The organism is Gilliamella sp. N-G2, from assembly GCF_002142215.1.
In the GTDB taxonomy this organism is placed as follows: Bacteria; Pseudomonadota; Gammaproteobacteria; order Enterobacterales; family Orbaceae; genus Gilliamella.
Genome location: NZ_NAST01000002.1, coordinates 87,987 through 111,386 on the forward strand (window position 1 = coordinate 87,987; position 23,400 = coordinate 111,386).

Annotated in this window: 17 protein-coding genes; 3 read left to right on the forward strand and 14 right to left on the reverse strand. The window is 34.7% G+C overall.

Annotation, left to right across the window (positions count from 1 at the left end):
• Nucleotides 1–20: 20 nt before the first annotated feature.
• The 7 genes from B6C99_RS01510 to B6C99_RS01540 all read right to left on the reverse strand — a co-directional run bounded on the left by B6C99_RS01510 (nucleotide 21) and on the right by B6C99_RS01540 (nucleotide 9,738).
• Nucleotides 21–785, reverse strand: a complete 765-nt coding sequence (locus tag B6C99_RS01510) for a class I SAM-dependent methyltransferase (RefSeq protein WP_086358213.1) — start codon at nucleotides 783–785, stop codon at nucleotides 21–23.
• A 39-nt stretch (nucleotides 786–824) separates the two neighbouring features.
• Nucleotides 825–1,427, reverse strand: a complete 603-nt coding sequence (gene leuD, locus B6C99_RS01515) for a 3-isopropylmalate dehydratase small subunit (protein WP_086358214.1) — start codon at nucleotides 1,425–1,427, stop codon at nucleotides 825–827.
• 11 nt (nucleotides 1,428–1,438) lie between these two features.
• Nucleotides 1,439–2,848: a 3-isopropylmalate dehydratase large subunit gene (leuC, locus tag B6C99_RS01520; RefSeq protein WP_086358215.1), complete on the reverse strand. Its 1,410-nt coding sequence runs from the start codon at nucleotides 2,846–2,848 to the stop codon at nucleotides 1,439–1,441.
• Nucleotides 2,849–2,913: 65 nt separating this feature from the next.
• Complete coding sequence (leuB, locus tag B6C99_RS01525) at nucleotides 2,914–3,993, reverse strand: 3-isopropylmalate dehydrogenase (RefSeq protein WP_086358216.1); 1,080 nt, start codon at nucleotides 3,991–3,993, stop codon at nucleotides 2,914–2,916.
• A gap of 69 nt (nucleotides 3,994–4,062) precedes the next feature.
• Nucleotides 4,063–5,610 (reverse strand): 2-isopropylmalate synthase, encoded by a 1,548-nt coding sequence (gene leuA, locus B6C99_RS01530; protein ID WP_086358217.1) that lies wholly within the window; start codon nucleotides 5,608–5,610, stop codon nucleotides 4,063–4,065.
• 377 nt (nucleotides 5,611–5,987) lie between these two features.
• The gene (locus B6C99_RS01535) at nucleotides 5,988–7,661 is read right to left on the reverse strand and encodes a hypothetical protein (RefSeq protein WP_086358218.1); all 1,674 of its coding nucleotides are present in this window, start codon (nucleotides 7,659–7,661) and stop codon (nucleotides 5,988–5,990) included.
• A 385-nt stretch (nucleotides 7,662–8,046) separates the two neighbouring features.
• Entirely contained in the window at nucleotides 8,047–9,738 is a 1,692-nt protein-coding gene (locus B6C99_RS01540; protein WP_086358219.1) for a hypothetical protein, read from the reverse strand.
• A 743-nt stretch (nucleotides 9,739–10,481) separates the two neighbouring features.
• Here B6C99_RS01540 and nfsB point away from each other — a divergent pair.
• Nucleotides 10,482–11,126, forward strand: coding sequence for an oxygen-insensitive NAD(P)H nitroreductase (gene nfsB, locus B6C99_RS01545; RefSeq protein WP_086358220.1), 645 nt, complete (start codon nucleotides 10,482–10,484; stop codon nucleotides 11,124–11,126).
• 56 nt (nucleotides 11,127–11,182) lie between these two features.
• On the opposite strand, the gene B6C99_RS01550 is transcribed toward nfsB, so the two are convergent.
• Nucleotides 11,183–12,052 (reverse strand): YcxB family protein, encoded by an 870-nt coding sequence (locus B6C99_RS01550; protein WP_086358221.1) that lies wholly within the window; start codon nucleotides 12,050–12,052, stop codon nucleotides 11,183–11,185.
• A 221-nt stretch (nucleotides 12,053–12,273) separates the two neighbouring features.
• Here B6C99_RS01550 and ettA point away from each other — a divergent pair, with 221 nt between their 5' ends.
• Entirely contained in the window at nucleotides 12,274–13,941 is a 1,668-nt protein-coding gene (gene ettA, locus B6C99_RS01555) for an energy-dependent translational throttle protein EttA (protein ID WP_086358222.1), read from the forward strand.
• A 63-nt stretch (nucleotides 13,942–14,004) separates the two neighbouring features.
• Here ettA and B6C99_RS01560 read toward each other — a convergent pair whose 3' ends face one another.
• From B6C99_RS01560 to B6C99_RS01580, 5 genes are all read right to left on the reverse strand, one after another.
• Nucleotides 14,005–15,627: a DUF2813 domain-containing protein gene (locus B6C99_RS01560; RefSeq protein WP_086358223.1), complete on the reverse strand. Its 1,623-nt coding sequence runs from the start codon at nucleotides 15,625–15,627 to the stop codon at nucleotides 14,005–14,007.
• A 15-nt stretch (nucleotides 15,628–15,642) separates the two neighbouring features.
• Nucleotides 15,643–16,446 carry a lipopolysaccharide core heptose(I) kinase RfaP gene (rfaP, locus tag B6C99_RS01565; protein ID WP_065614468.1) on the reverse strand — a complete coding sequence of 268 codons (804 nt, stop codon included), beginning with the start codon at nucleotides 16,444–16,446 and terminating at the stop codon, nucleotides 15,643–15,645.
• Nucleotides 16,439–17,560, reverse strand: a complete 1,122-nt coding sequence (locus B6C99_RS01570) for a glycosyltransferase family 4 protein (protein WP_086358224.1) — start codon at nucleotides 17,558–17,560, stop codon at nucleotides 16,439–16,441. Before B6C99_RS01570 ends, rfaP begins: the two co-directional genes overlap by 8 nt.
• Nucleotides 17,561–17,946: 386 nt before the next feature.
• Nucleotides 17,947–18,873: a TIGR01212 family radical SAM protein gene (locus B6C99_RS01575; protein WP_086358225.1), complete on the reverse strand. Its 927-nt coding sequence runs from the start codon at nucleotides 18,871–18,873 to the stop codon at nucleotides 17,947–17,949.
• A gap of 89 nt (nucleotides 18,874–18,962) precedes the next feature.
• Nucleotides 18,963–19,238: a hypothetical protein gene (locus B6C99_RS01580; RefSeq protein WP_086358226.1), complete on the reverse strand. Its 276-nt coding sequence runs from the start codon at nucleotides 19,236–19,238 to the stop codon at nucleotides 18,963–18,965.
• Nucleotides 19,239–19,762: 524 nt separating this feature from the next.
• On the opposite strand from B6C99_RS01580, the gene glyA reads away from it, so the two are divergent.
• Nucleotides 19,763–21,019: a serine hydroxymethyltransferase gene (gene glyA, locus B6C99_RS01585; protein WP_086358227.1), complete on the forward strand. Its 1,257-nt coding sequence runs from the start codon at nucleotides 19,763–19,765 to the stop codon at nucleotides 21,017–21,019.
• Nucleotides 21,020–21,079: 60 nt separating this feature from the next.
• Here the strand turns inward: glyA and B6C99_RS01590 are convergent, their stop codons facing one another.
• Nucleotides 21,080–23,251, reverse strand: coding sequence for a MerC domain-containing protein (locus B6C99_RS01590; protein WP_086358228.1), 2,172 nt, complete (start codon nucleotides 23,249–23,251; stop codon nucleotides 21,080–21,082).
• Between the last annotated feature and the right edge of the window lie 149 nt (nucleotides 23,252–23,400).

The window sequence follows — 23,400 nt, forward strand, 5'->3', positions numbered from 1 at the left end:
GATTCTTTTACTATTAATTTCTAAATCACTTTCTGTGTTTCAATAATCATCATATCAGAGGTAAAAGAACCATCTGATTGTAATTCGAAGTAAGATTTTGTATCTTGAGATGCACTTATTTGATAAGTCCTTATTGCATCCACTAAATTATTCGGTGTACGCATACGTTTTATCCAACTATCAAAAATCAAGGGTAAACGATGGCGTTGAATCTTATCAATAGTAAATCCAGCTTCGCTTAAAAATGTCAGCCATTCGCCTGGCGTATAGTCGCGTACGTGGGAAGTGTCACGTAGTGCTTCAATCGTTTGTAACCAAATATCTAAAACAGGCTGACCAGGCGAAACCACATCCATAATAATTAATTTACCATTTGGTTTGGTGATACGATGTAATTCACGTAAACTTTTACCCACATCCTGCCAATGATGGGCAGAATAACGACTGACGACAATATCAAAATAGTTATCGTCAAATGGTTGATGCTCAGCATAACCTTGTACGGTGGTAATATTTTTTAAGTTACGTTCATCCGCAGTTTGTTCAACCACTGCTAACATTTGTTCCGATAGATCGTAAGTAGTGACATGTTTAACCTGTTTTGCTGCAATAAAACTGACATGGCCTGCGCCACAGCCCATATCTAAAAATTCAGCATTAGGATAATTAGTTAAAAAGCTGGCTAGATATTCAAGATCCGCTCCTTGTGCATGAACTTTACTGGTTAAGTAGGCGTTAGCTTGCTGGCCGAACTGTTGATTTACTTTATCATGATGGGTTGTCATTAATTTTTCCTATACAAGGCGCTTGCGCGCCTTAATAAATTAATTTAAGAATGTAGGAATTTTATGCTCAAATGAGCTGATAGCATCTTCATGTTGTAGGGTTAAACCAATATTATCTAAACCATTTAATAAACAGTGGCGTTTGAAAGCATCAATTTTAAATGAATATTGTTTATCACCAGCAACGACGACTTCATTAACTAAATCAATAGTGAATTCAATTCCCTCATTGGCTTCAACCAATTTAAACAACTCATCAACTTCTTCTTCAGACAAGTTAACTAATAATAGTTGATTATTGAATGAGTTATTATAAAAGATATCAGCGAAGCTCGAACCAATAATAGTTTTAAATCCATAATCGGTTAATGCCCATGGTGCATGTTCACGCGATGATCCACAACCAAAGTTTTCACGAGCTAATAAAATACTCGCACCTGCATATCGAGGTTTATTTAATACAAATTCTGGATTAGGTTGTTTGCCTGCGTCATCTAAAAATCGCCATTCATGAAATGCATGTTGCCCAAATCCGGTACGAGTAACTTTCTGTAAAAATTGTTTAGGAATAATCGCATCAGTATCAACGTTCGCCGCATCTAAAGGAACGACCAATCCTGTATGTGTTGTAAATTTTGCCATGACAAGTCTCCTTAAAACGGTTTGCGAATATCAGTAAAATGACCAGTAATGGCCGCTGCTGCTGCCATTGCCGGGCTAACTAAATGTGTTCTTGCATCACGACCTTGTCGACCTTCAAAATTACGATTACTGGTAGATGCACAGCGATCACCCGGTGCTAATTTATCATCATTCATCGCTAAACACATTGAGCATCCTGGTAAACGCCACTCAAAACCGGCATCGATAAAAATCTTATCTAATCCTTCCGCTTCGGCTTGTTCTCGTACAGGACCTGAGCCCGGAACGACTAAAGCTTGAACACCATCGGCAACTTTACGACCTTTAGCAACTTCAGCTGCGGCACGCAGATCTTCAATACGGGAATTAGTACAAGATCCTATAAACACTTTATTGATCTTAATATCAGACATTTTAGTTCCAGCGGTTAACCCCATATAGGTTAAAGCTCTTTCAGCAGAATGTTTTTCAATTGGATCGGAAAAATCTTGAGGATTTGGTACTTGAGAATCAATAGCGGTTACTTGACCAGGATTAGTTCCCCAAGTTACTTGCGGAGCAATATCTTTTGCTTCTAAAGTCACAATCGTATCGAAATGTGCTCCATCATCTGTTTTTAAGGTTTTCCAGTAAGCAACCGCTTTCTCAAAATCTTCACCTTTAGGTGAAAATTGACGACCTTTTAAATATTCAAATGTGGTTTCATCTGGTGCAACTAATCCAGCTTTGGCACCCATTTCAATGGCCATATTACATAATGTCATTCGGCCTTCCATTGACAAAGATGTAATTGCTTCGCCACAGAACTCAACTACATGACCTGTACCACCAGCACTGGTTGTTTTACCAATGATTGCTAGAATAATATCTTTGGCGGTAATGCCATCAGCGACTTTGCCTTTGACCTCGATTTTCATCGTTTTAGCGCGACCTTGTTTCAATGTTTGGGTAGCTAAAACATGTTCAACTTCCGATGTCCCAATCCCAAAAGCTAATGCACCAAAAGCGCCATGTGTTGCGGTGTGTGAGTCACCACAAACTATTGTCATACCAGGTAATGTCATTCCTTGCTCAGGACCAACAACATGAACAATACCTCGTAATGGACTTTGTAAGCCATATAAAGATACGCCAAATTCCTCTGCATTCTTGGCTAATTCGGTTAATTGGATTCGTGCCATTTCACTACAAGCACTTAAATCATTGCTTTTCGTTGAAGTATTGTGATCCATGGTGGCAAACGTTTTGTGCGGTTGACGAACTTTACGATTCATTGCTCGTAAGCCGTCAAATGCTTGTGGAGAAGTTACTTCATGAACTAAATGGCGATCAATATACAAAATAGGCGTTTCATTAGGTGCTTCATAGACAACATGTGCATCATATAGTTTTTGATACAATGTTTTTGGTTTTGTAGACATTGCTTATATTCCTTTAATATTCTTGCAAAAGGATTAATAAGATTTATTAATCCTTACTTTAAAAATTAAATTAAACGACAAATGGTATCGCCCATTTCATCGGTAGAAACATAACTACCACCACGAGCAAGATCAATAGTTCGAATACCTTGTTCTAAAGCTTTGTTAACTGCATTTTCAATGGCTTTAGCAATATCATCACGTTTTAAACTATAACGGACTAACAGTGCTAATGATAAAATTTGTGCAGCAGGATTAGCAATATTTTTACCTGCAATATCTGGTGCACTACCACCAGCGGGTTCATATAAACCAAATCCATCTTCATTTAAACTAGCAGAAGGTAACATTCCCATTGAGCCGGTGATCATGGCGCATTCATCTGATAGGATATCACCAAATAAGTTAGAACAAAGTAATACATCAAATTGTGCAGGATCTTTCACTAATTGCATAGTGGCATTATCAATATACATATGCTCTAATGTGACATCAGGGTATTGTTTAGCTACTTCACTGACAACTTCACGCCACAAAATGGAGGTTTGTAGAACATTTGCTTTATCTACTGACGTTATTTTTTTACGACGGATTTTGGCTGCTTCAAATCCCATACGGGCAATTCGTTCAATTTCAAAGCGGTGATAAACTTCAGTATCAAAAGCACGTTCCTGTGGCCCAGTTCCTTCACGACCTTTTGGCAAACCGAAATAGATACCACCAGTTAACTCGCGCATACATAAAATATCGAAGCCACGTTTAGCAATATCTTCACGTAACGGACATAATTCTTCTAAGCCCTGATATAAACTGGCTGGGCGCATATTGGCAAATAATTTAAAATGTTTGCGTAATGGTAATAGAGCACCGCGTTCAGGTTGTTGGTCTGGTGGTAAATTTGTCCATTTTGGACCGCCAACTGAACCAAATAAGATAGCATCAGCTTTTTCACATCCTTCTAACGTCTCTTTTGGTAGCGGGCAACCGTGAATATCAATTGCAGTACCACCCACATCATATTCACTAGTTGTAATGGCTAAGTTATATTTTTGACGAATAACATCTAACACTTTATAGGCTTGTTTCATCACTTCTGGGCCTATACCGTCACCAGGTAATACTGCAATATGGTAATTTTGTGACATATCTATTCCTTAACAATCTAATTATATTTTAAGTATTTCGTTATTAAGTAACGAAACAATGTTTACTTTTTAGTCATGCTGCAATTTCTGTTTTTGTTCTGCAACCTGATTTGCTCTATAAACATTATTTAACACATTAATTAATGCTAATGCTGATGAATGAACAATGTCGGTAGCAAGCCCAACTCCATGGAATTTACGTCCTTTATATTCGGCAACGATATCGACTTGACCCAAGGCATTTTCACCCTGTCCTTTAGATGCTAATTGGTATTTCACAATTGAAATAGGTTCGCCAGTAATACGATTTATCGCTTGGTAAACGGCATCAACAGGGCCATTACCTGTTGCTGCATCTGAATATTTTTGATCGCCAATAATCAAACTAACTGAAGCGGTTGAAACGACAGTAGAGCCAGATTGTACATTAAAATAATCCAATACATAATGCTCTTCATCATCTTTAAGTTGATTAATAAAAATTAATGCTTCTAAATCATAATCAAAGACCTGGCCTTTTTTATCAGCAAGTTCTAAAAAGGCTTGGTAAACTTGATCTAAATTATAATCATTATTCTGATAACCTAATTCAGCTAAACGATGTTTTACTGCGGCTCGGCCTGAGCGAGAGGTTAAATTTAGTTGAATTTGATTTAAGCCGATTGATTCAGGGGTCATGATTTCGTAAGTTTCACGATTTTTTAACACTCCATCTTGATGAATTCCTGATGAGTGTGCAAATGCATTACTACCAATTACTGCCTTATTGGACGGTATTGGTGTGTTAGTAATTTGGCTAACGATTTGACTGGTACGATAGATCTCTTGATGATTAATATTGGTGTGAACGTTTAAGATATTTTGGCGGACTTTAATCGCCATAATGACCTCTTCTAAAGCCGTATTACCAGCGCGTTCGCCTAAACCATTCATCGCCCCTTCAATCTGGCGAGCACCTTCTTGAATCGCGCTAATCGAGTTAGCCACCGACATGCCCAAGTCATCATGACAATGAACAGAGATAATCGCTTTATCAATGTTCGGGACACGTTCAAACAAGGTATGAATAATGCCACCAAATTGATAAGGGACAGTATAACCGACAGTATCTGGTATATTGATCGTCTTTGCCCCTGCTTGAATTGCTGCTTCAACAATCCGACATAAGTTATCAATTGGGGTACGGCCTGCATCTTCACAAGAAAACTCCACATCATCTGTATAATTACGTGCACGTTTAACACAGTGCACAGCCTTTTCAACAACATCTTCAAATGTCATCTTTAATTTATCTTTAACATGTAAGGTTGATGTCGCCATAAAAGTGTGGATACGAAATTGATCGGCTACTTTTAAAGCTTCGGCGGCAACATCAATATCCTTATCAATACAACGAGACAAAGCACAAACACGACTATTTTTAATGGTTTTAGCAATAGTTTGTACTGATTCAAAATCACCTGGAGATGAGATAGGAAAACCAACTTCCATTACATCTACTTGCATTCTCTCTAATGCTAATGCTATTTGAAGTTTTTCTTTAACACTTAAACTTGCTTGTAACGCCTGTTCACCATCACGTAATGTTGTGTCAAAAATAATAATTTGATCGCTCATTGTTATTTCCTTTATATTTTAGCGCTATCTCGGTATTTCAAGTTAAGAAAACAAAAAACCCGCACTTTAGCGCGGGTTCTTGTTAATTTGTTGAGTTAATTACTAAACTACTTTTACTCCACATACAAGCTATCCGCGCATACTGATGCGAGGAGGATGTTGAGTAGGAGGTCAGTATATTTAATCATTAACTTCTCAATTATTATAATATGAATAAAATGTTGACACTATTTCTATCAAAAAAGGGTACTAATGTCAATAATAAATATTGATTAAATTAAATAGTCGTCTGCAAATAATATAGCTATCTTCTTGAAAAGATTTTTATTTAGACAATAACGGTGATTGATACTTGTAAGTAAAATAAATTACAAATATTAATCAGATACACAAATTACTCTTAAGCCTTCGGTTTCTTTTGGCATCTTTTTAAGACTACCATCATTCAAATCAACTGCGTAAAAATGTGTATAGTTTTTGTCAAACTCGCTTGGTTCCCCCTTGCATTCGTCGTCATCATCCCAACCATTATCATCCCAACCATCGTCATCATCATCATCATCATCATCATCATCGTCACCAATAAGACGTAATTTTGATTTAACTTTATGACCTTTTCTAATTAAATTGTAGTAATCATCATTGTAAACTCTACTCGTTGTCCAGACCATATTTGACATCACATTACCTAAATCATCACTAGGATAAACTTCATTAATTGTATTACCCCATTCACCTAAAAGAGTTTCGGTTATTCGGGTATAATTGTTTCTTTTATTATTTTCTTCAATTTCGGTATGATGGAGAGCATTGGTTAGCTCATATTTGTCTGCAGGATATAAGGCTGTTCCCCCTTTACACTGACAATATTGATTAGCATATTTTAAGCCTTTGACAGTGTTAGTAGAGATTAAAAACCAATACTCTAATTCAAAACTATAAATAACCTTATCACCTACTTTTAATGAAAACCCCTGACCCCATAATTCATCAAGAATGGCATCGTCAGGTTTTTCACTAAAAGTTGGTCCACTAAACTCAACCCTAAGTATATTATTCTTACCGCTTAATTTTAATCCAACAGGCTGATTTTCTCGACTTTTTGTATAACTAACGTCTTGCCATTTTGCACCTGATAACACAACATTAAAATATAATTTATCTGCAGCGGTAGTTGGAAAATTTGCCCAAGGGCGTTCTAAGTGTTTGACGGCCGGCTTAAACCCTTTAGTTGGCGACCAAACTTCGGTTAGATCTTTAAACCTTGGATATTCATTAAAATAATCTTCATATTCTTGCTGTGTATAGGCATAAGGAGGGTAACCTTTTTCTAATGAAGGTTGTAACCAACAAACATGAGGTAAGCCACCACTTAATGATCTAACATAGTAAGTTTTGCTGGCGCTAGGATAGTTTTTATTATTAGGTAAACCATAAGTGGTTGAAAGTTTTGAATCTGAGGTAGTTAAAGTTATAGCATAAAAGCCAATGCAATCATCTAATTTATCATTTAAGTTAACAATATTATTGTCACTATCTTTAATCTCAATTTTGAAGGTACCTGTTGCTTTAAATCCATCATCACCGTCATTATCTTCAAAATATTGTTTGTCAGTTAAAATAGTTTCGAGCTCTACTTGTTCCTTTTTATAATCTGATACTAATGTAATAATTTTATCGAATGTATCAATAGACTCAGGTAAGTCTATAAGTTCATCAGGATTAGAATTAAAATCATAGCGATAATAAGTTAAGTTTGGATCTTCAAACGGGGAATGTTCACTATCGGATGGCGTTGTTTGAGTTTTATCATCATCTTTTTTTACCGCAATCCATAGTAAATCAGAGATCTCGGAAGGTGTTCTATCTTGATTTATTGAAATATAAGGTGCTGTACCATTAATCTCAGCAGCAGTGACTACATTAATCTCATCAGCAGAGACTACAGTCATAGCGCTAGATGGAAAAGTAAAAAAAATAAAAACAAAAAAATAGGAGCTTATTTTCGTAACTACAGATTTACCTGCTGAAATAACACTTACTCTTTCCATAACAATGTTTTTACACGTATTCCATTAACCACACTAATAGTAATATTAATATTAATTAGTATTGATGTAAATAATTTTATCATTCTGAATTTAGTGTGAATTTTATTTATTCATCAATAGTTGTTTATTAAATTATTTTTACTTCGCACACGCACAATGATTATAAGGGGAGTAGGAGGTTAGAACATTTAATCATTAACTTCTCAATTATTACATTATGAATAAAATATTGATACTATTTCTATCAAAAAAAATGCTAATGTCGATAATAAATATTGATTAAATTAAATAGTCGTCTGCAAATAATATAGCTATCTTCTTGAAAAGAAGATTATTTATAACAATGATGGTGATTAATACTTGTAAGTAAAATAAATTACAAGTATTAATCAGATATACAAATTACTCTCAAGCCCTCGGTTTCTTTTGGAAGCTTTTTAAGACCTCCATCAGTGAGATCAAATGCGTAAAAATGTGTATATCTAGGATCTTCATCTTCTGGTTCCTTCTTGCATTTGTCATCATCATCATTATCATTATCATCCCAACCATTATCATCCCAACCATCATCATCATCATCATCGTCACCAATAAGACGTAATTTTGATTTAATTTTATGATTTTTCTTAAATAAATTTTTGAAAAAATCATCGTCATCGTCTTCGTCATCGTTATCAACTACATCCGATGTCCAGACCATATTTGACATCACATTACCTAAATCATTACTAGGATAAACTTCATTAATTGTATTACCCCATTCACTTAAGAGAGTATCGATTTCACGGATATAATGATTTTCTTTGTTATCGCCAAGTTCGGTAAAACGAAGAGCATTGGTTACCCTATATTTTTCTGTAGGATATAAAGCGGCTCCCCCTTTACAACGACAATATTGAAAAGCATAATTCAAGCCTTTGACAGTGTCAGTAGAGATTAAAAACCAACTCTCTAATTCAAAACTATAAATATCCCTATCACCTACTTTTAATGAAAACACCATGTGCAATAAATCATCAAAAATGCCTCGGACAGGTTTCTCACTAAAAGTCGGACCACTAAACTCAACCCTAAGTATATTGTTTTTACCGCTTAATTTTAATCCAACAACCTGACTTACTGGATCTGTTGTATAACTAACGTCTTGCCATTTTGCACCTGATAACACAACATTAAAATATAACTTATCTGCAGCGGTACTTGGAAAATTTCCCCAAGGGGATTCTAAGTATTTGGCGTTCGGCTTAAATCCTTTAGTTGGCGACCAAACTGTAGTTAAATCTTTATACTTTGGATATTCATTGAAATAATCTTCATATTCTTGCTGTGAATAGGCATAAGGAGGATAACCTTTTTCTAATGAAGGTTGTAACCAACAAACATGAGGTAAGCCACCACTTAATGATCTAACATAGTAAGTTTTGCTGGCGCTAGGATAGTTTTTATTATTAGGTAAACCATAAGTGGTTGAAAGTTTTGAATCTGAGGTAGTTAAAGTTATAGCATAAAAGCCAACGCAATCATCTAATTTATCATTTAATTTAACAATATTATTGTCACTATCTTTAATCTCAATTTTGAAGGTACCTGTTGCTTTAAATCCATCATCACCGTCATTATCTTCAAAATATTGTTTGTCAGTTAAAATATTTTCGAGCTCTACTTGTTCCTTTTTATAATCTGATATCAACGTAATAATTTTATCGAATGTATCAATAGACTCAGGTAAGTCTATAAGTTCATCAGGATTAGAATTAAAATCATAGCGATAATAAGTTAAGTTTGGATCTTCAAACGGGAAATGTTCACTATCGGATGGCGTTGTTTGAGTTTTATCATCATCTTTTTTTACCGCAATCCATAGTAAATCAGAGATCTCGGAAGGTGTTCTATCTTGATTTATTGAAATATAAGGTGCTGTACCATTAATCTCAGCAGCAGTAACTACATTAATCTCATTAGCAGAGACTACAGTCATAGCTCTAGATGGAAAAGTAAAAAAAATAAAAACAAAAAAATAGGAGCTTATTTTCGTAACTACAGATTTACCCGCTAAAATAACACTTACTTTTTTCATAATAATGTCTTTACACGAAATCCCATTAACCTTACTGATAGTAATACTAATTAGTGTTGATGTATATAATTTTATTATTTTAAATTTAGTGCTGGCTTTATTTATTCATCAAGAAGTTTTTTATTAAATTACTTTTACTTTGCATACGCACAATGATTCAGAGCGTCGAGGTAGGAGCTAAGTAAATTTAATCATTAACTTCTCAATATTATTTATGAATTATTGATGATTTTTATCAAATATCATTGTTCCGTCAATGATTATTTGAATAGCAATTTCCCGACATGATAAATATCACCAATAAATATTTATAAATTACTATAAGCTATAAAAACGGATCTTTTTTTTGATTATAAGGCTAATCAGATAATAAATTATTTGATACCTTTCACATTTTCAGAACAGTTATTGCTTATTTAGCGGATTATAGATTAAAGAGTGATCAATAAGCAATTATTTTTTGTGTTTAAAGAAAATAAAAATACCTCAAAGGCCAATCATTAATTATCAAGAATCTCGAAAAAAGAAACAGAAAAAATAAATTGAAAAATAGTTGAAGAATATGCAGAATGGTTAGAGTTTAGGGCATAAGTGATAAATTGCCTGATAAGTAGTTTCTCTAGATTCAAAATAATCATTTCAATAATAAGAATGTTCATTATTTATGTATCCACTTCTGCTCTAAAAAGAGATTTACCCAAGTAACGCTATTTCAACATTAATTATCATTGATTGGAGCCATTATGAATATCGTCGAAATTTCGCAAAAACGTTATACAACTAAACATTATGATAAAAGTAAAAAGATTCCTAAAGATAAAATTGAACAGTTACTAACTGTATTAAGAAATAGTCCTTCGTCGGTTAATTCACAACCTTGGCATTTTTATATTATTGATAATGATGCTGCTAAAGATAAAATTTTACCAGCCATAGCTGAATTTAATCAGCCACGCGTAACTGATTCCTCTCATACTATTTTGTTTTGTATTAAATCACCTTTAGAAGATGCGCATTTAGTTAATTTGCTTAACCAAGAGGAGAAAGATGGACGATTACCATCATCAGAACTTAAACAAACTCAGGATGAGTCAAGACGTTTTTTTGTCACAAAAAACAGTAAAACAATTGAGTCCCAACAGAGTTGGGAAGGCAAACAAACTTATTTAGCATTAGGACAATTACTTTTTGCAGCCGCGGCAATTGGTGTTGATTCAACGCCTATCGAAGGATTTGATTGTGATAAAATGGATGAGATTTTAGATTTAAAGCGCAAAGGATTAAAAAGCTTAGTCATTGCGACATTAGGTTATCGCTCTGAAAATGATGGCAATGCCCATCGACCAAAATCACGGTTACCAGAAGAACAAATCTTCACTTTTTTATAACAAAATACCTCTATAACTTATCCCGCCAGATGAACAGTGGGGTAAGTTTACGAGTGTTATTTTAAATAAAAATTATTATATTGCATTAGTTTATCTTCAAGAACTTGTCGTTGTTGGGATGTAAAATCCTCGTTATAAAATAGATAACCACTATTACAATTTATAATAAACAGATAACCTTTTTTTATCTTTCTTATTTTGTGTAATTGATCATACTTTATAACAGTAGTACTTAATTGGGTTTTAGCTGTCATTGTAAATCTATCTTCATAAAAAATGACCTTTGAACAAATAAAAATTTTATTACTTGTTTTACACCAATTTTCAGCTGAAAATTTCAAACCAGGTTTGATACTGAAGTAGATTGCAATTGAATATATAATTGTAATACAAACGAAAAATAATGCATGGCTAGAATCTTTTATTAAAAGATAGCATGGTAAAAACATTACAAGTATATAAATAGGTGCCATTATAGATTTTTTAAATAGTAAATAATAAAAACAATAATAGATTCTATTAACATCCATTTCATAGGTGTCTATCTCTGCTATTTGTGTTTCTAAATTTTTTTCTAAATAATCACATAAAAAATCATGAATAATTTCTAGTTCATCTGATTTGAAAGACTGTTGACTAACAAAATAAAAATCTTGATTATTGATAAAAAATAAATAGCCGTTTTCAGTTTTATTAATGCAATATAAATCTTGATAGTAGAAAGTGTTGATTTCATTTTTATCTTTATTAAAAATGACTAATTTTTCATTATTAAACGACATAGTAAAGTGCCGCATATTATCTGGTGTTGAATCATTCAATTTTTGTGCGAACTCATGGTCTAATACGCCATATTTTGCATAATAAGCATCTAACCAATACTGGGTATTAACATAATATTCAATAACTACAGTTTGTTTTTCCATTTTATCCCTTATAAATTATTTAGTATGCTTATACAGATTTTTCAATAAACAATCATATATTAATTGAATATTGAATTATATATTAGTTGATAGTTCATCCATATTTATAACATAATTCATAAATAACCCTAGACCACACAGCTAGAATCATTACAATATACGCCATCAATCACATAGCAATACTATTTGCTAGTTTTAATTAATTAAACGGATAATGATTTATGGCGCAATATGTCTATACCATGAACCGCGTGGGGAAGATTGTTCCCCCTAAACGCTATATTTTAAAAGATATTTCTTTAAGTTTTTTTCCGGGAGCTAAAATTGGTGTTCTCGGTTTAAATGGAGCCGGTAAGTCTACATTACTACGCATTATGGCTGGCGTAGATACTGAGATTGAAGGTGAAGCTCGTCCGCAACCAGGTATTAAAATCGGTTATTTACCTCAAGAACCTAAACTTGACCCTAAACAGACTGTACGTGAAGCAATTGAACAGGCTGTTGGCGATGCTAAAAACGCATTGGCTAGGTTAGATGAAGTCTATGCAGCTTATGCCGATCCTGATGCCGATTTTGATAAATTAGCTAAAGAACAAGCCGAGCTTGAAGCAATAATTCAATCGCAAGATGCCCACAATCTTGATAACCAATTAGAGCGTGCAGCTGATGCCTTACGTTTACCTGATTGGGATGCGAAAATTGAAAATTTATCAGGTGGTGAGCGTCGTCGTGTTGCTATCTGCCAATTATTGCTTGAAAAACCAGATATGTTATTAATTGACGAACCAACCAACCATTTGGATGCTGAATCTGTTGCTTGGTTAGAACGCTTTTTACATGATTATGAAGGTACAGTGGTTGCTGTTACCCATGACCGTTATTTCTTAGATAATGTTGCTGGTTGGATTTTAGAACTTGACCGTGGTGAAGGTATTCCATGGGAAGGTAACTACTCATCTTGGCTTGAACAGAAAGATCAACGATTAGCTCAAGAAGCGGCAACCGAATCGGCGCGTCGTAAATCAATTGAAAAAGAATTAGAGTGGGTACGCCAAAATCCAAAAGGTCGTCAAGCAAAAAGCAAAGCACGGTTAGCGCGTTTTGAAGAATTAAATAGCAATGATTACCAAAAACGTAATGAAACCAACGAGCTCTTCATTCCACCTGGGCAACGTTTAGGTGATAAAGTTATTGAAGTGGCTAATTTAACCAAATCATATGGTGATCGCGTATTGATTGATAACCTCTCATTTAGCATTCCGAAAGGAGCCATTGTGGGTATTATTGGGCCTAATGGTGCCGGTAAATCAACGCTATTTAGAATGTTATCAGGCAAAGAACAACCGGATTCAGGCACTATTACTTTAGGTGATACCGTCCAACTTGCTTCTGTCGATCAGTTCCGCGATAGTATGGATGATAAAAAAACCGTTTGGGATGAAATTTCTAATGGCCAAGATATAATGCGCATTGGTAATTTTGAGATCCCAAGTCGTGCCTATGTCGGACGCTTTAATTTCAAAGGCGTTGATCAGCAAAAACGTGTTGGTGAACTGTCTGGTGGTGAACGAGGGCGTGTACATTTAGCTAAATTATTACAAGTTGGTGGTAATGTACTATTACTTGATGAACCGACCAATGATCTTGATGTCGAAACCTTGCGTGCACTGGAAAATGCCTTATTAGAGTTTCCGGGCTGTGCGTTAGTCATTTCGCATGACCGCTGGTTCCTTGACCGTATTGCTACTCATATTTTAGATTATCAAGACGAAGGGCATGTTGAGTTCTTTGAAGGTAACTTTACCGAATATGAAGAGTGGAAAAAACGCACTTTAGGGGCAGAAGCGCTTGAACCTAAACGTGCTAAATATAAACGTATTAGGAAATAGTTTTATAAAAAAATTCCGCCGATAATTATCGGCGTTTTTTTATTACTAAATAAATAAAAAAATTTACAGCAATGATTTTGATGTTTTAACCAACTTAGCAAAAGTATCGGTTAATAATCGAGGAATGGCTGTAATACCACGCGCTTTTGCATCATCACAAACGGCAATTGCTAAATCTGGTTTAGAACTTTTGTGGATTGCTTTTTGAATAATTTTCGGTACTGACATATCAATATGGGCAACGGTATTATAAGCAGTTAACTTATATACGTGACTAAAACCATGTTTAAAGAGAAAATTTTCAATGTCACGGGCTGGTAATACGGTGATATAATCATTCAAATTTTCGCCGGGTGCACATTGTGATTGTACCGTCTCAGCATATTTTTTCCCTGCCATATCACCATCAGTAATCACATACCAGCGGATCCCCATTTTATTAGCATAGTGAATTAATGGTTTTAAACCACATTGAGCAAATTCCAACAATTGGATTCCCTCTGAACTTAGATGATAGCCACTTTGTTCGGCAAGCTCTCTGAGTAGCCATACTTCAGTTTCGCCTTCAACCAATAACCAGCAACGGGCAAATAGCGCAGTAGGGCGTCGATAAAGTACATGGAATAAAATGCGTCGACTATCGCCAACACTTAACCCATGAGGAGCAATATACTTACTGACAATTTGATCGGGTTGGCGGATCAATCGGTAAATACTCTCTAATGGAAAGAGAGACACTAAATCACTTGAGTTAGAGGTAATAATTTTTTGGGTAGGTAAATTTTTTAACAATCGGAAGCCAACCGATAAAATAATTGGATGTAACTGGCTTTCAGGTTCTTCTAAAACTAAAATTGGCACTGAACTGTGAGAGAGGGGATTATCTCCTTTAGCATTAACAATCGAACCAAATATACCTAAAAGTGCGGTGCGAAGATAATCATTATCTAAATCATCTAAGACATTATTGATTCGTTCGAGCGAATTCCAATCTTCGGTTTTTGGATTACTTTTTTGTGCTAATTTTTTATAGTTAGATCGTTGTTGAGAATCAACAAAATAGTATGCTAATAACGAACGAGCAGCTTGTAAGCCACGATTAAGCTCATCTTGACTTAATTGTGCCGAGTGTGCTTTTAATTGTTCAGATAGTTGATCAATAAAGTATTGAGATAATGGCTCATTAGTGACAGGTAAATCCTTGGCATTAACTGAATTTTTAAGCGGCATGACTGGATTTAAGTTAATCAAAATAGCGATTAATAATTTTGGATTATCTAGATTTAACCTTTCACCATATTCATCCAACAAATTATGTTCAGTGATAATAGTATCACCATTTTTTTGGGCATTAATCTGGTAAGTAATTCGATATAAATTATCTGCTGGTGAGCGATAACTAACTGCTGTCAGAGGCTGATAAGCTTGTTCAGTTAATTGATTTGCATAAGATTCACAATAAACAACATTTATTGAAATGTGATTACCATCATCCTTATCATAATAGAAATCTGAATCTACAAATTGATAAAATTTATTATCTAGAGTTAGCAATTTTAATGCACTGATTAAACTCGATTTACCCCATTGATTTTCACCAATCAGCACGCTAGATTTAGCATTAAGTTTCAATGAAAGTTGCTTAATTCCTCTAAATCCTTTGATATCAATTTGTTCAATAAACATGTCATGTCCTTATGGTTAAAGATGATACTTTTCAGTTCTTTTAGCGATGCGCTCAGCTTTTCGCTTAGCACTATCAATTAATTTATGTTCATCGCGCAAAATGGTTTTAATGGGTTTATTAAAATAGTTTCTTAAAAAACGCCAAATATCTCGTTGGTTAAGTCCAATATTTGTTGATGAAAAATAGAGCCCAATTAAATCTTTATCACGCCAACGGGTAGGAACTTTATCGCGAGTTTGTGCACGATGAAGATCAATTACCGAGAGTTTTATTTGCTGATTATTTTCAAATAAAGGTAAATCCAATAAAAAATGACATAAATAACAATCACGATGATTTACGCCTGCTCCATGCATTTTTGCGGTCATATTTGCTAAATAAATAGTTAATGATCGTTTTAAATGGTAGCTAGGTGGGTTAGTTAGCCATGGTTTAGTAAAATCTTCTAAACTAATAGTTGGATTAAGGTCTTTGGTAATAATAAATGAATGTCGAGTAAGCGGATTTAATCCTTTACGTCCAAAAGCTCGCCCATCCATGGTATTGACACCAACTTGTTCCAAACGATGAATTGCATCCCACTCTTGTTTAGCATCTAAAACCGGTAACCGTAGCGAAATGAGGTTTTTTACAATCTCTTTTACCGTTGTACCACGGTGAATTTTAATGAAATATGATTGATCTTCTAATTGAAAATTAAGGGTTTTACGTTGTTTGACTGCACGGTAAACTTTACCTGAAATTAATTCCACTTCATTAAATGGATCTTTACCTTGCCATAATTGTTGAAAGGGTGATTTAAGTTTAATCTCATTCATAATGACATCCTAAAATAATGTCTGCTGCTCGTTGGGCTAAATGATATAAATCTTCACTATTACCATAAGCAATGGCATTGTTATGCCAATTAAGCCATTGCTCTTTATCTCTAATTGATTGTTCTAACGCTTGATCTAAAATGTTTTGCTTATAAGGTTCTGATAATACAATACCGGCATTAGCTTGGCTAATGTGATAAGCATATCCGGAAATACCTGATACGATCACTGGAACCCCTGCAGCTAACGCTTCAATCAAAACCATACCGGCCGCTTCTTGCCTTGCTGGATGTAGTAATAAATCAGCTGAAAATAAGAAATCAGGGATGTCATTGCGACCAGAGAAGAATCTCACCTGTTTAGCAATACCTAATTCATCTGCTAACTTTTGATATGCCTCTGATTTATCTTGCCCAACCACCAAATAAGTAACTTTTTGTTTTAGTTCATCAGGTAAGGTTGCGATCGCTCTCAAAGAGCGATCAACGCCTTTACGTTTAAAATCGGAGCCAATTTGTACAATCACAAAATCATCTTGGCCAATTTGATTAGATTGTCGAAATTGTTGACGTTTTTGAGGTGAATCAACGCTATATTTTCGATCTAACGCAATGCCGGGCGGTAATAAAAAGAATCGTTCATCTTGAGTATGATAATGGTTTTTAAAATCTTGAATTTGTTGCTTAGTTAACACCATGATTTTGGTGGACGAACTAGGAGCAAATACCACTTGTTCAAATGCCAAATAGTGTTTACAACGTTTTGATAGTTTATAAAAAAAGCCTTTATGGGCAGCTTTTTCAGCAAAACAAGTATCACCAGCAAAATAGACATCTAAGCCCGGCATTTTGTTAAAACCTACCACACAATCTACAGGATTGCTTTGTAAGTGAGCCTTTACCCAATGATAATAAGCTTGATTACGGCTATGGTTAGATAATCCTTTTTTAGGAACGATTATGATATCAAAATTAGCTGGTTTATCGCCTTGCCAATCCAATACATAAACACGGATTTGATGTCCTCGAGCTTGGCAAGCAGTAGCAATTTGCAAAAAATCGCGTTGCAAACCACCAAAAGGGAAAAATTTATAAATACAAAAAGCTAGTTGCATGCAGATTATCTCAAATGATAAAACATCATTATATACTTGTTGTTAACAAAGGTACAAAAATACCCAGATGTTAATAATTATTTCAAACATATTGCTATGTAGCAATATACAATAAACCTATTGTTTTAACAGTAACGAAACGAAAAAACACTAGATTAAATAGCCTATTATTCCTAATACATAGCTATATTTTAATTTATTAAAACGTATTCTGATGAATTTATAAGTTCAATATCTAACGCGTAAATATGTTGGCTAAAAAATTTGAGGAGAGGGGTTTTTGAAGTTGAAATTTATATAATTTAATTAACAAATTCAGTTTTTATCGCAACTATCAGTATTAAAAATAGGCGTTCCTCAAAATTTTTTAAAATATTAATTATACTTTATTGTTTGAAAGAATAGGTATCACCAATAGCACTACCTTGAGCACCAAATTGTCGTAAATTATGATCAACTGCATTCATTGATTGCCAATGGTTTTCACACCAATCAGGTGCCAGTAAGGTTGGTTTTCTGGCATTGGCTGAAATCCTATGGTATAAAATATTGGCTGGTGTTTGTCGAATAATATCACCGGCAATATCAACATAATCTTCAAGAGATAACATATTGATCCGCCCAGCTCGCCATGCTTTGGCCATAATACTGCCTTCAACAATATGTAACGGATGAATTTTTAAACCATCAACGCCACTGTCTAATACTTTGTTTAAAGTGATGAGATTGTCTGGTTTATTCTCCTTGGGTAAGCCAATAATAAGGTGAGTACACACTTTTATACCTAATTGTCGTGCTTTTTGTACCGTTTGGTGATAATCCGCAAAGGTATGACCTCGATTAATATGGTGTAATGTTTTGTCGTGAGCGGTTTGTAAACCGAGTTCTAACCAGACTTCGTAACCTTGATTTTGATAATCAGCGAGCAAATCTAATGCTTCTTTGGGTACACAATCTGGACGTGTACCAACACAAAGACCAACAATGTCGGCACTGTTCAGCGCTTCTTGGTACATATTTTTAAGAATTTCCACTTCAGCATAGGTACTGGTATAGGCCTGAAAATAAGCAAGGTAACGTTTAGATTTTTTCATTTGCTTGGCTTGCGATAGCAATTGATCTGATATTGATTTAATCTGAATTGATTCATCAATGATGGATGCCACATTACAAAAGGTACAACCACCTTGCCCTATAGTGCCGTCACGATTGGGGCAACTAAAACCACCATGCAAAGTGAGCTTATAGATTTTTTCGCCATAGCGACGTTGCAAATCCGAACCAAAGGTATTAACCACTAAATGAAGTTGCATAATAAACCAAACAAAATTTTTGGCTATTTTACCAAGATATGTAAGATACTCAATGGCTATTATGCTAAGGGAAACAACTAATCAAATGATTAGTTTTGTAAGATATAATCTTTGTATTCACCGTTTGGGTAATTTTTATAAATATGCAATAACTTGATTTGCTCTCCTTTATTAGCATTATTTAAACTATATTCGTCTCTTAAACTGACCGATATTTTGTAAGATTGGTTGTTAGGCAAAGTGCATAGGCTATCAGCTCTCTTTTCAGTAATATTTGCAGCAGTGACTAACACCTCTAACTCAACATTATTATATTCTCGTTTTGGTAAAGTTTTACTATTCTCATCGCTAGGTGAGAATGACATAATGGCAATTTGCGGATCAGCAAGAAGTGTGCCAGTTAATAAACTAATATTAACCTGACTAGCATTAACCGATAGGCAAAAAAATAGGTAATAGATAAAACCATAGACAAAATTATTTTTTTATTAAAATGTAATTAAATAGCCAAATCTATTTTTGGTAGACTTTATACTTAACGATAAATATATCAATTAGAGTATAGATATTTTGTAATAGATAGTTTTATTTGCATTTATATTAAAGAAAATATTTTTAGTTAAAATTATGCTTCACGGTTTAAAAGGTGCAAAATCAACGCTAAATGTTGAAACTATAGAGAGTAGAGGGGCGATTTTTGTCGGCTTAAATTTGGATAATTTAGCTAATGAAATTAATTAGCAGCTTAATAATTTATAAATATTATTTATAACATCAAAAAAAGATTGAAATTTAACGCTTATTAAGTGACGATAATGTGATATTTTTTGTACTAATCAAATACAGTAACGAGCCGTTAGGCTGACGTAATTGCTTACAAGGAGCCAATATGTTTAGTAAACAAATGACCATTGCCGATTATGATCAAGAGTTATGGGATGCTATTAAAGGCGAAGAACAACGCCAAGAAGATCATTTAGAACTTATTGCATCGGAAAACTATACCAGTCCTCGAGTGATGCAAGCACAAGGCACTCAACTAACCAATAAATATGCTGAAGGCTATCCTGGTAGGCGCTACTATGGCGGTTGTGAATATGTTGATATTGTTGAGCAGTTAGCTATTGATCGTGCTAAAGAACTATTTGGTGCTGATTATGCTAACGTTCAACCGCATTCTGGCTCACAAGCCAATTTTGCTGTTTATATGGCATTATTAAAACCGGGTGATACGGTGCTAGGCATGAACTTGTCACAAGGAGGGCATTTAACGCATGGTTCACCGGTCAGTTTTTCAGGTAAGCTGTATAATGTGGTTGCTTATGGTGTCGACGAAACGGGACATATTGATTATGAGCAATTAGCGAAAATAGCTTCAGAGTCAAAACCAAAAATGATTATAGGTGGTTTTTCTGCTTATTCTGGCGTAGTTGATTGGCAGCGCATGCGTGAGATTGCTGATAGTGTAGGAGCCTTCTTATTTGTTGATATGGCTCATGTGGCTGGTTTGGTGGCGGCCGGTGTCTATCCAAATCCAGTGCCGTTTGCTCATGTTGTGACGACAACGACGCATAAAACCCTTGGCGGACCGCGTGGTGGACTTATTTTAGCCAAAGGTGGTAGTGAAGAACTTTACAAAAAATTGAATTCTGCTGTATTCCCAGGGGCACAAGGTGGTCCATTAATGCATGTGATAGCAGCAAAAGCCGTTGCATTAAAAGAGGCGATGGAGCCAGCTTATAAAGAATATCAACAACAAGTCGTGAAGAATGCTCAAGCGATGGTTGATGTGATCATCAAACGTGGTTATAAAGTAGTATCTGGTGAAACAAAAAATCATCTATTATTAATAGATTTAGTTGATAAAAATATCACTGGTAAAGAAGCTGATGCTGCTTTAGGTAGCGCTAATATTACCGTGAATAAAAATAGTGTGCCAAATGATCCGCAAAGTCCATTTGTAACATCTGGTGTGCGGATTGGTACACCAGCAGTGACTCGTCGTGGTTTCAAAGAGGAAGAGTCTCGTGAACTAGCTAATTGGATTTGTGACGTATTAGATAACATTGATGACGAACAAGCTATTCAATCAGTTAAACAAAAAGTGTTGGCGATTTGCCGACGATTACCTGTTTATCAACATTAATCATAAAATATTCGCCGACGTAATGTCGGCGAAAAATTATTAAGCATAATTCAACAGTTGTTATTGTTTTTCAGTAGTATTATTTTGTTGCTGACTTAACATCTGTTGTTGCTGTTTAAAATAATTGGCAATATCATTTTTAAACCAAAAAGCCGTACCGACGATTACTACGCCTAGTAAAATTGCTGACCAAAATAATATTCGGGCTTTTTTATTACGTTTTTTTAAAGGGTCAGTTAAATTACGTCTTGCATTGGCAGGTAATTCGGCTTTACTGGTAAGCAGACCACCAAGCAGTAAATTGATTTTAACTTGTCCATTTATCGCCCAACCAGATGCTTCAAGTAGTGGCCCAAGTGTTCTTCTTCTTAATTTTAACCAAGCCAATATTACTGATGGTCCAGATATAATCAAGAATAAACCTAAAATCACTAATGGGAATTGCCACCATGTAAGCGAGAAGATAGCTTGAAAAATAGTCGCTAAAGCGGTACCAATAGCGCCAATAGCTAAGCCAATAGCTGCAAAGATACCAACACTTTTACCAATATCAAATTTGCTTTCTGGATTTTGCACCGCTTGTGTACTGGTTTTCTCAATGTTAGCATCTTTATTACTTGCCCATTTATTTATTTGTTCAGTAATTAAACGGCCAATACGTTGATAAGGTGCCCAAATGGCTTGTTGGATACTAATTGGTTTAGTAATCATCTTAACAACATTTGCATCCCAATCATTGCCTTCATTATCAATAAATACGCCGTTGCGGCCTTCGATTAATAAATCACCTTGTCCAGCGGTAATTGCTGCAGCAATTGTCTGTTTTTGACCGTGTCTTGTGCATTCACAATAAAGTAAACAAAGTTCAGAGTAATTTGCCATGGTTGAATGTTTGGCGATATTATCAACGGCAACGCAAAGTGTAGCACAGCGACCATCAATATAAAGCTTACCTAATTGAAAAGCCGCATAATGGTCAAGTGAGAAGAATTCAGCAAACGAAGCAAAGTTAATCAATAAACGATAGAGATGTTTTTGAAATAAGACTAGTTTTTCTAATACAAAAACATCTGAGGCTGAAATAGGTGTTTGGTTATCCTGTTCGACCATTTTTTCAAATTCGTTTAGTAAATTATCATCAACTAAATTAGCAATTTGATTGCCAGTAAGATCCTCAATGCTAGCGGTTGGTTTAGTTGTTACACTTAATTGTTGCATCTCAGGTTTAGAACTGATTAGTGTAGTGTAAGCATTAAGACCAGTCTGAATATCTTGCCATTCTTGTGCAGTTAGTTGTTTGGGATCGGCTAAGTGTGAAACGACTAAATCTCTAAATCGAATGATTTTAGTTTTCCACAGTGGATTCAGGCCATTAACCAGATCTAATGCGTTATTGGTATCAATTTTAGATAGAGGTAGCTCAGATAAAGCTTCATCAGAAAGTAATCCATTTTGGGTTGGGACAATATATTTCTCGTCAACATTTAACGCTGTTTGTGCCTGAGGTGCGTATTGTGCTAATTCAACACGCAAAAAGTAGTCATCAATTTTCGGCTTTAATTCTTGAACCAATTTCCATATTTCTGAGCGGTTTTCGCCAAAAGGTGTTTCGGTATTACTGATATCGGTTTGCCATTTTTGCCAACTTTTTAAGTTCTTAACAAAAGTTTGCGCAATCTCTAAATTAATTCCATCCTGACCACTCATATCTTTTTCGGCACCAGTTGTTTTTATTGCTGCCTGAATAAAATTTTGCATTTCTGGTGATAATTCGGCTGAAGGTGGAAAAATTAAATCGCCATTGTAGAGTTTGCTGGCATTAATTTTAAGTGATTGTTGCACATCATCTTGCGTTAAATAATCGGCTTGGCTTTTATTTAAGTTCGCTAAAATGCTATGGGCGGTAATTAATAATTTTTTACCTTGTTCGTTTGAATCATCAATTTGTGATAATGATAAAGTTTGTGATGATTGAACAATATTATCAAAAGAAACTATTTTATCTTTAAGCCAATTAATTGCCTCTAAAATATCGGGAATACGAATGCGACCATCGTTATCTGAATCTAATAATTGTAATGTTCTTTGATCAAAATCTAGCCCTGTGGTTGGGCAACTGAGTGCAACCCATAATTTAGGATCTAAATTGGGTAAATTGATAATGTCATCGGCATTTTTTAATACGACTTGATCTAATCCACCAACACGTTGAAATGTCCAAGTATGACTCATAATCACCTCCATACCGAAATATTATTAATATATTCAATTATTAATAATTATAACAGTATTCATTTTTTTAGAAGAGAATTGGAATGCTCACGTTTTAAGAGCCGTTAATTGTATCTTTGATAATTGATTTTGGTTGCCAACCGCAACTT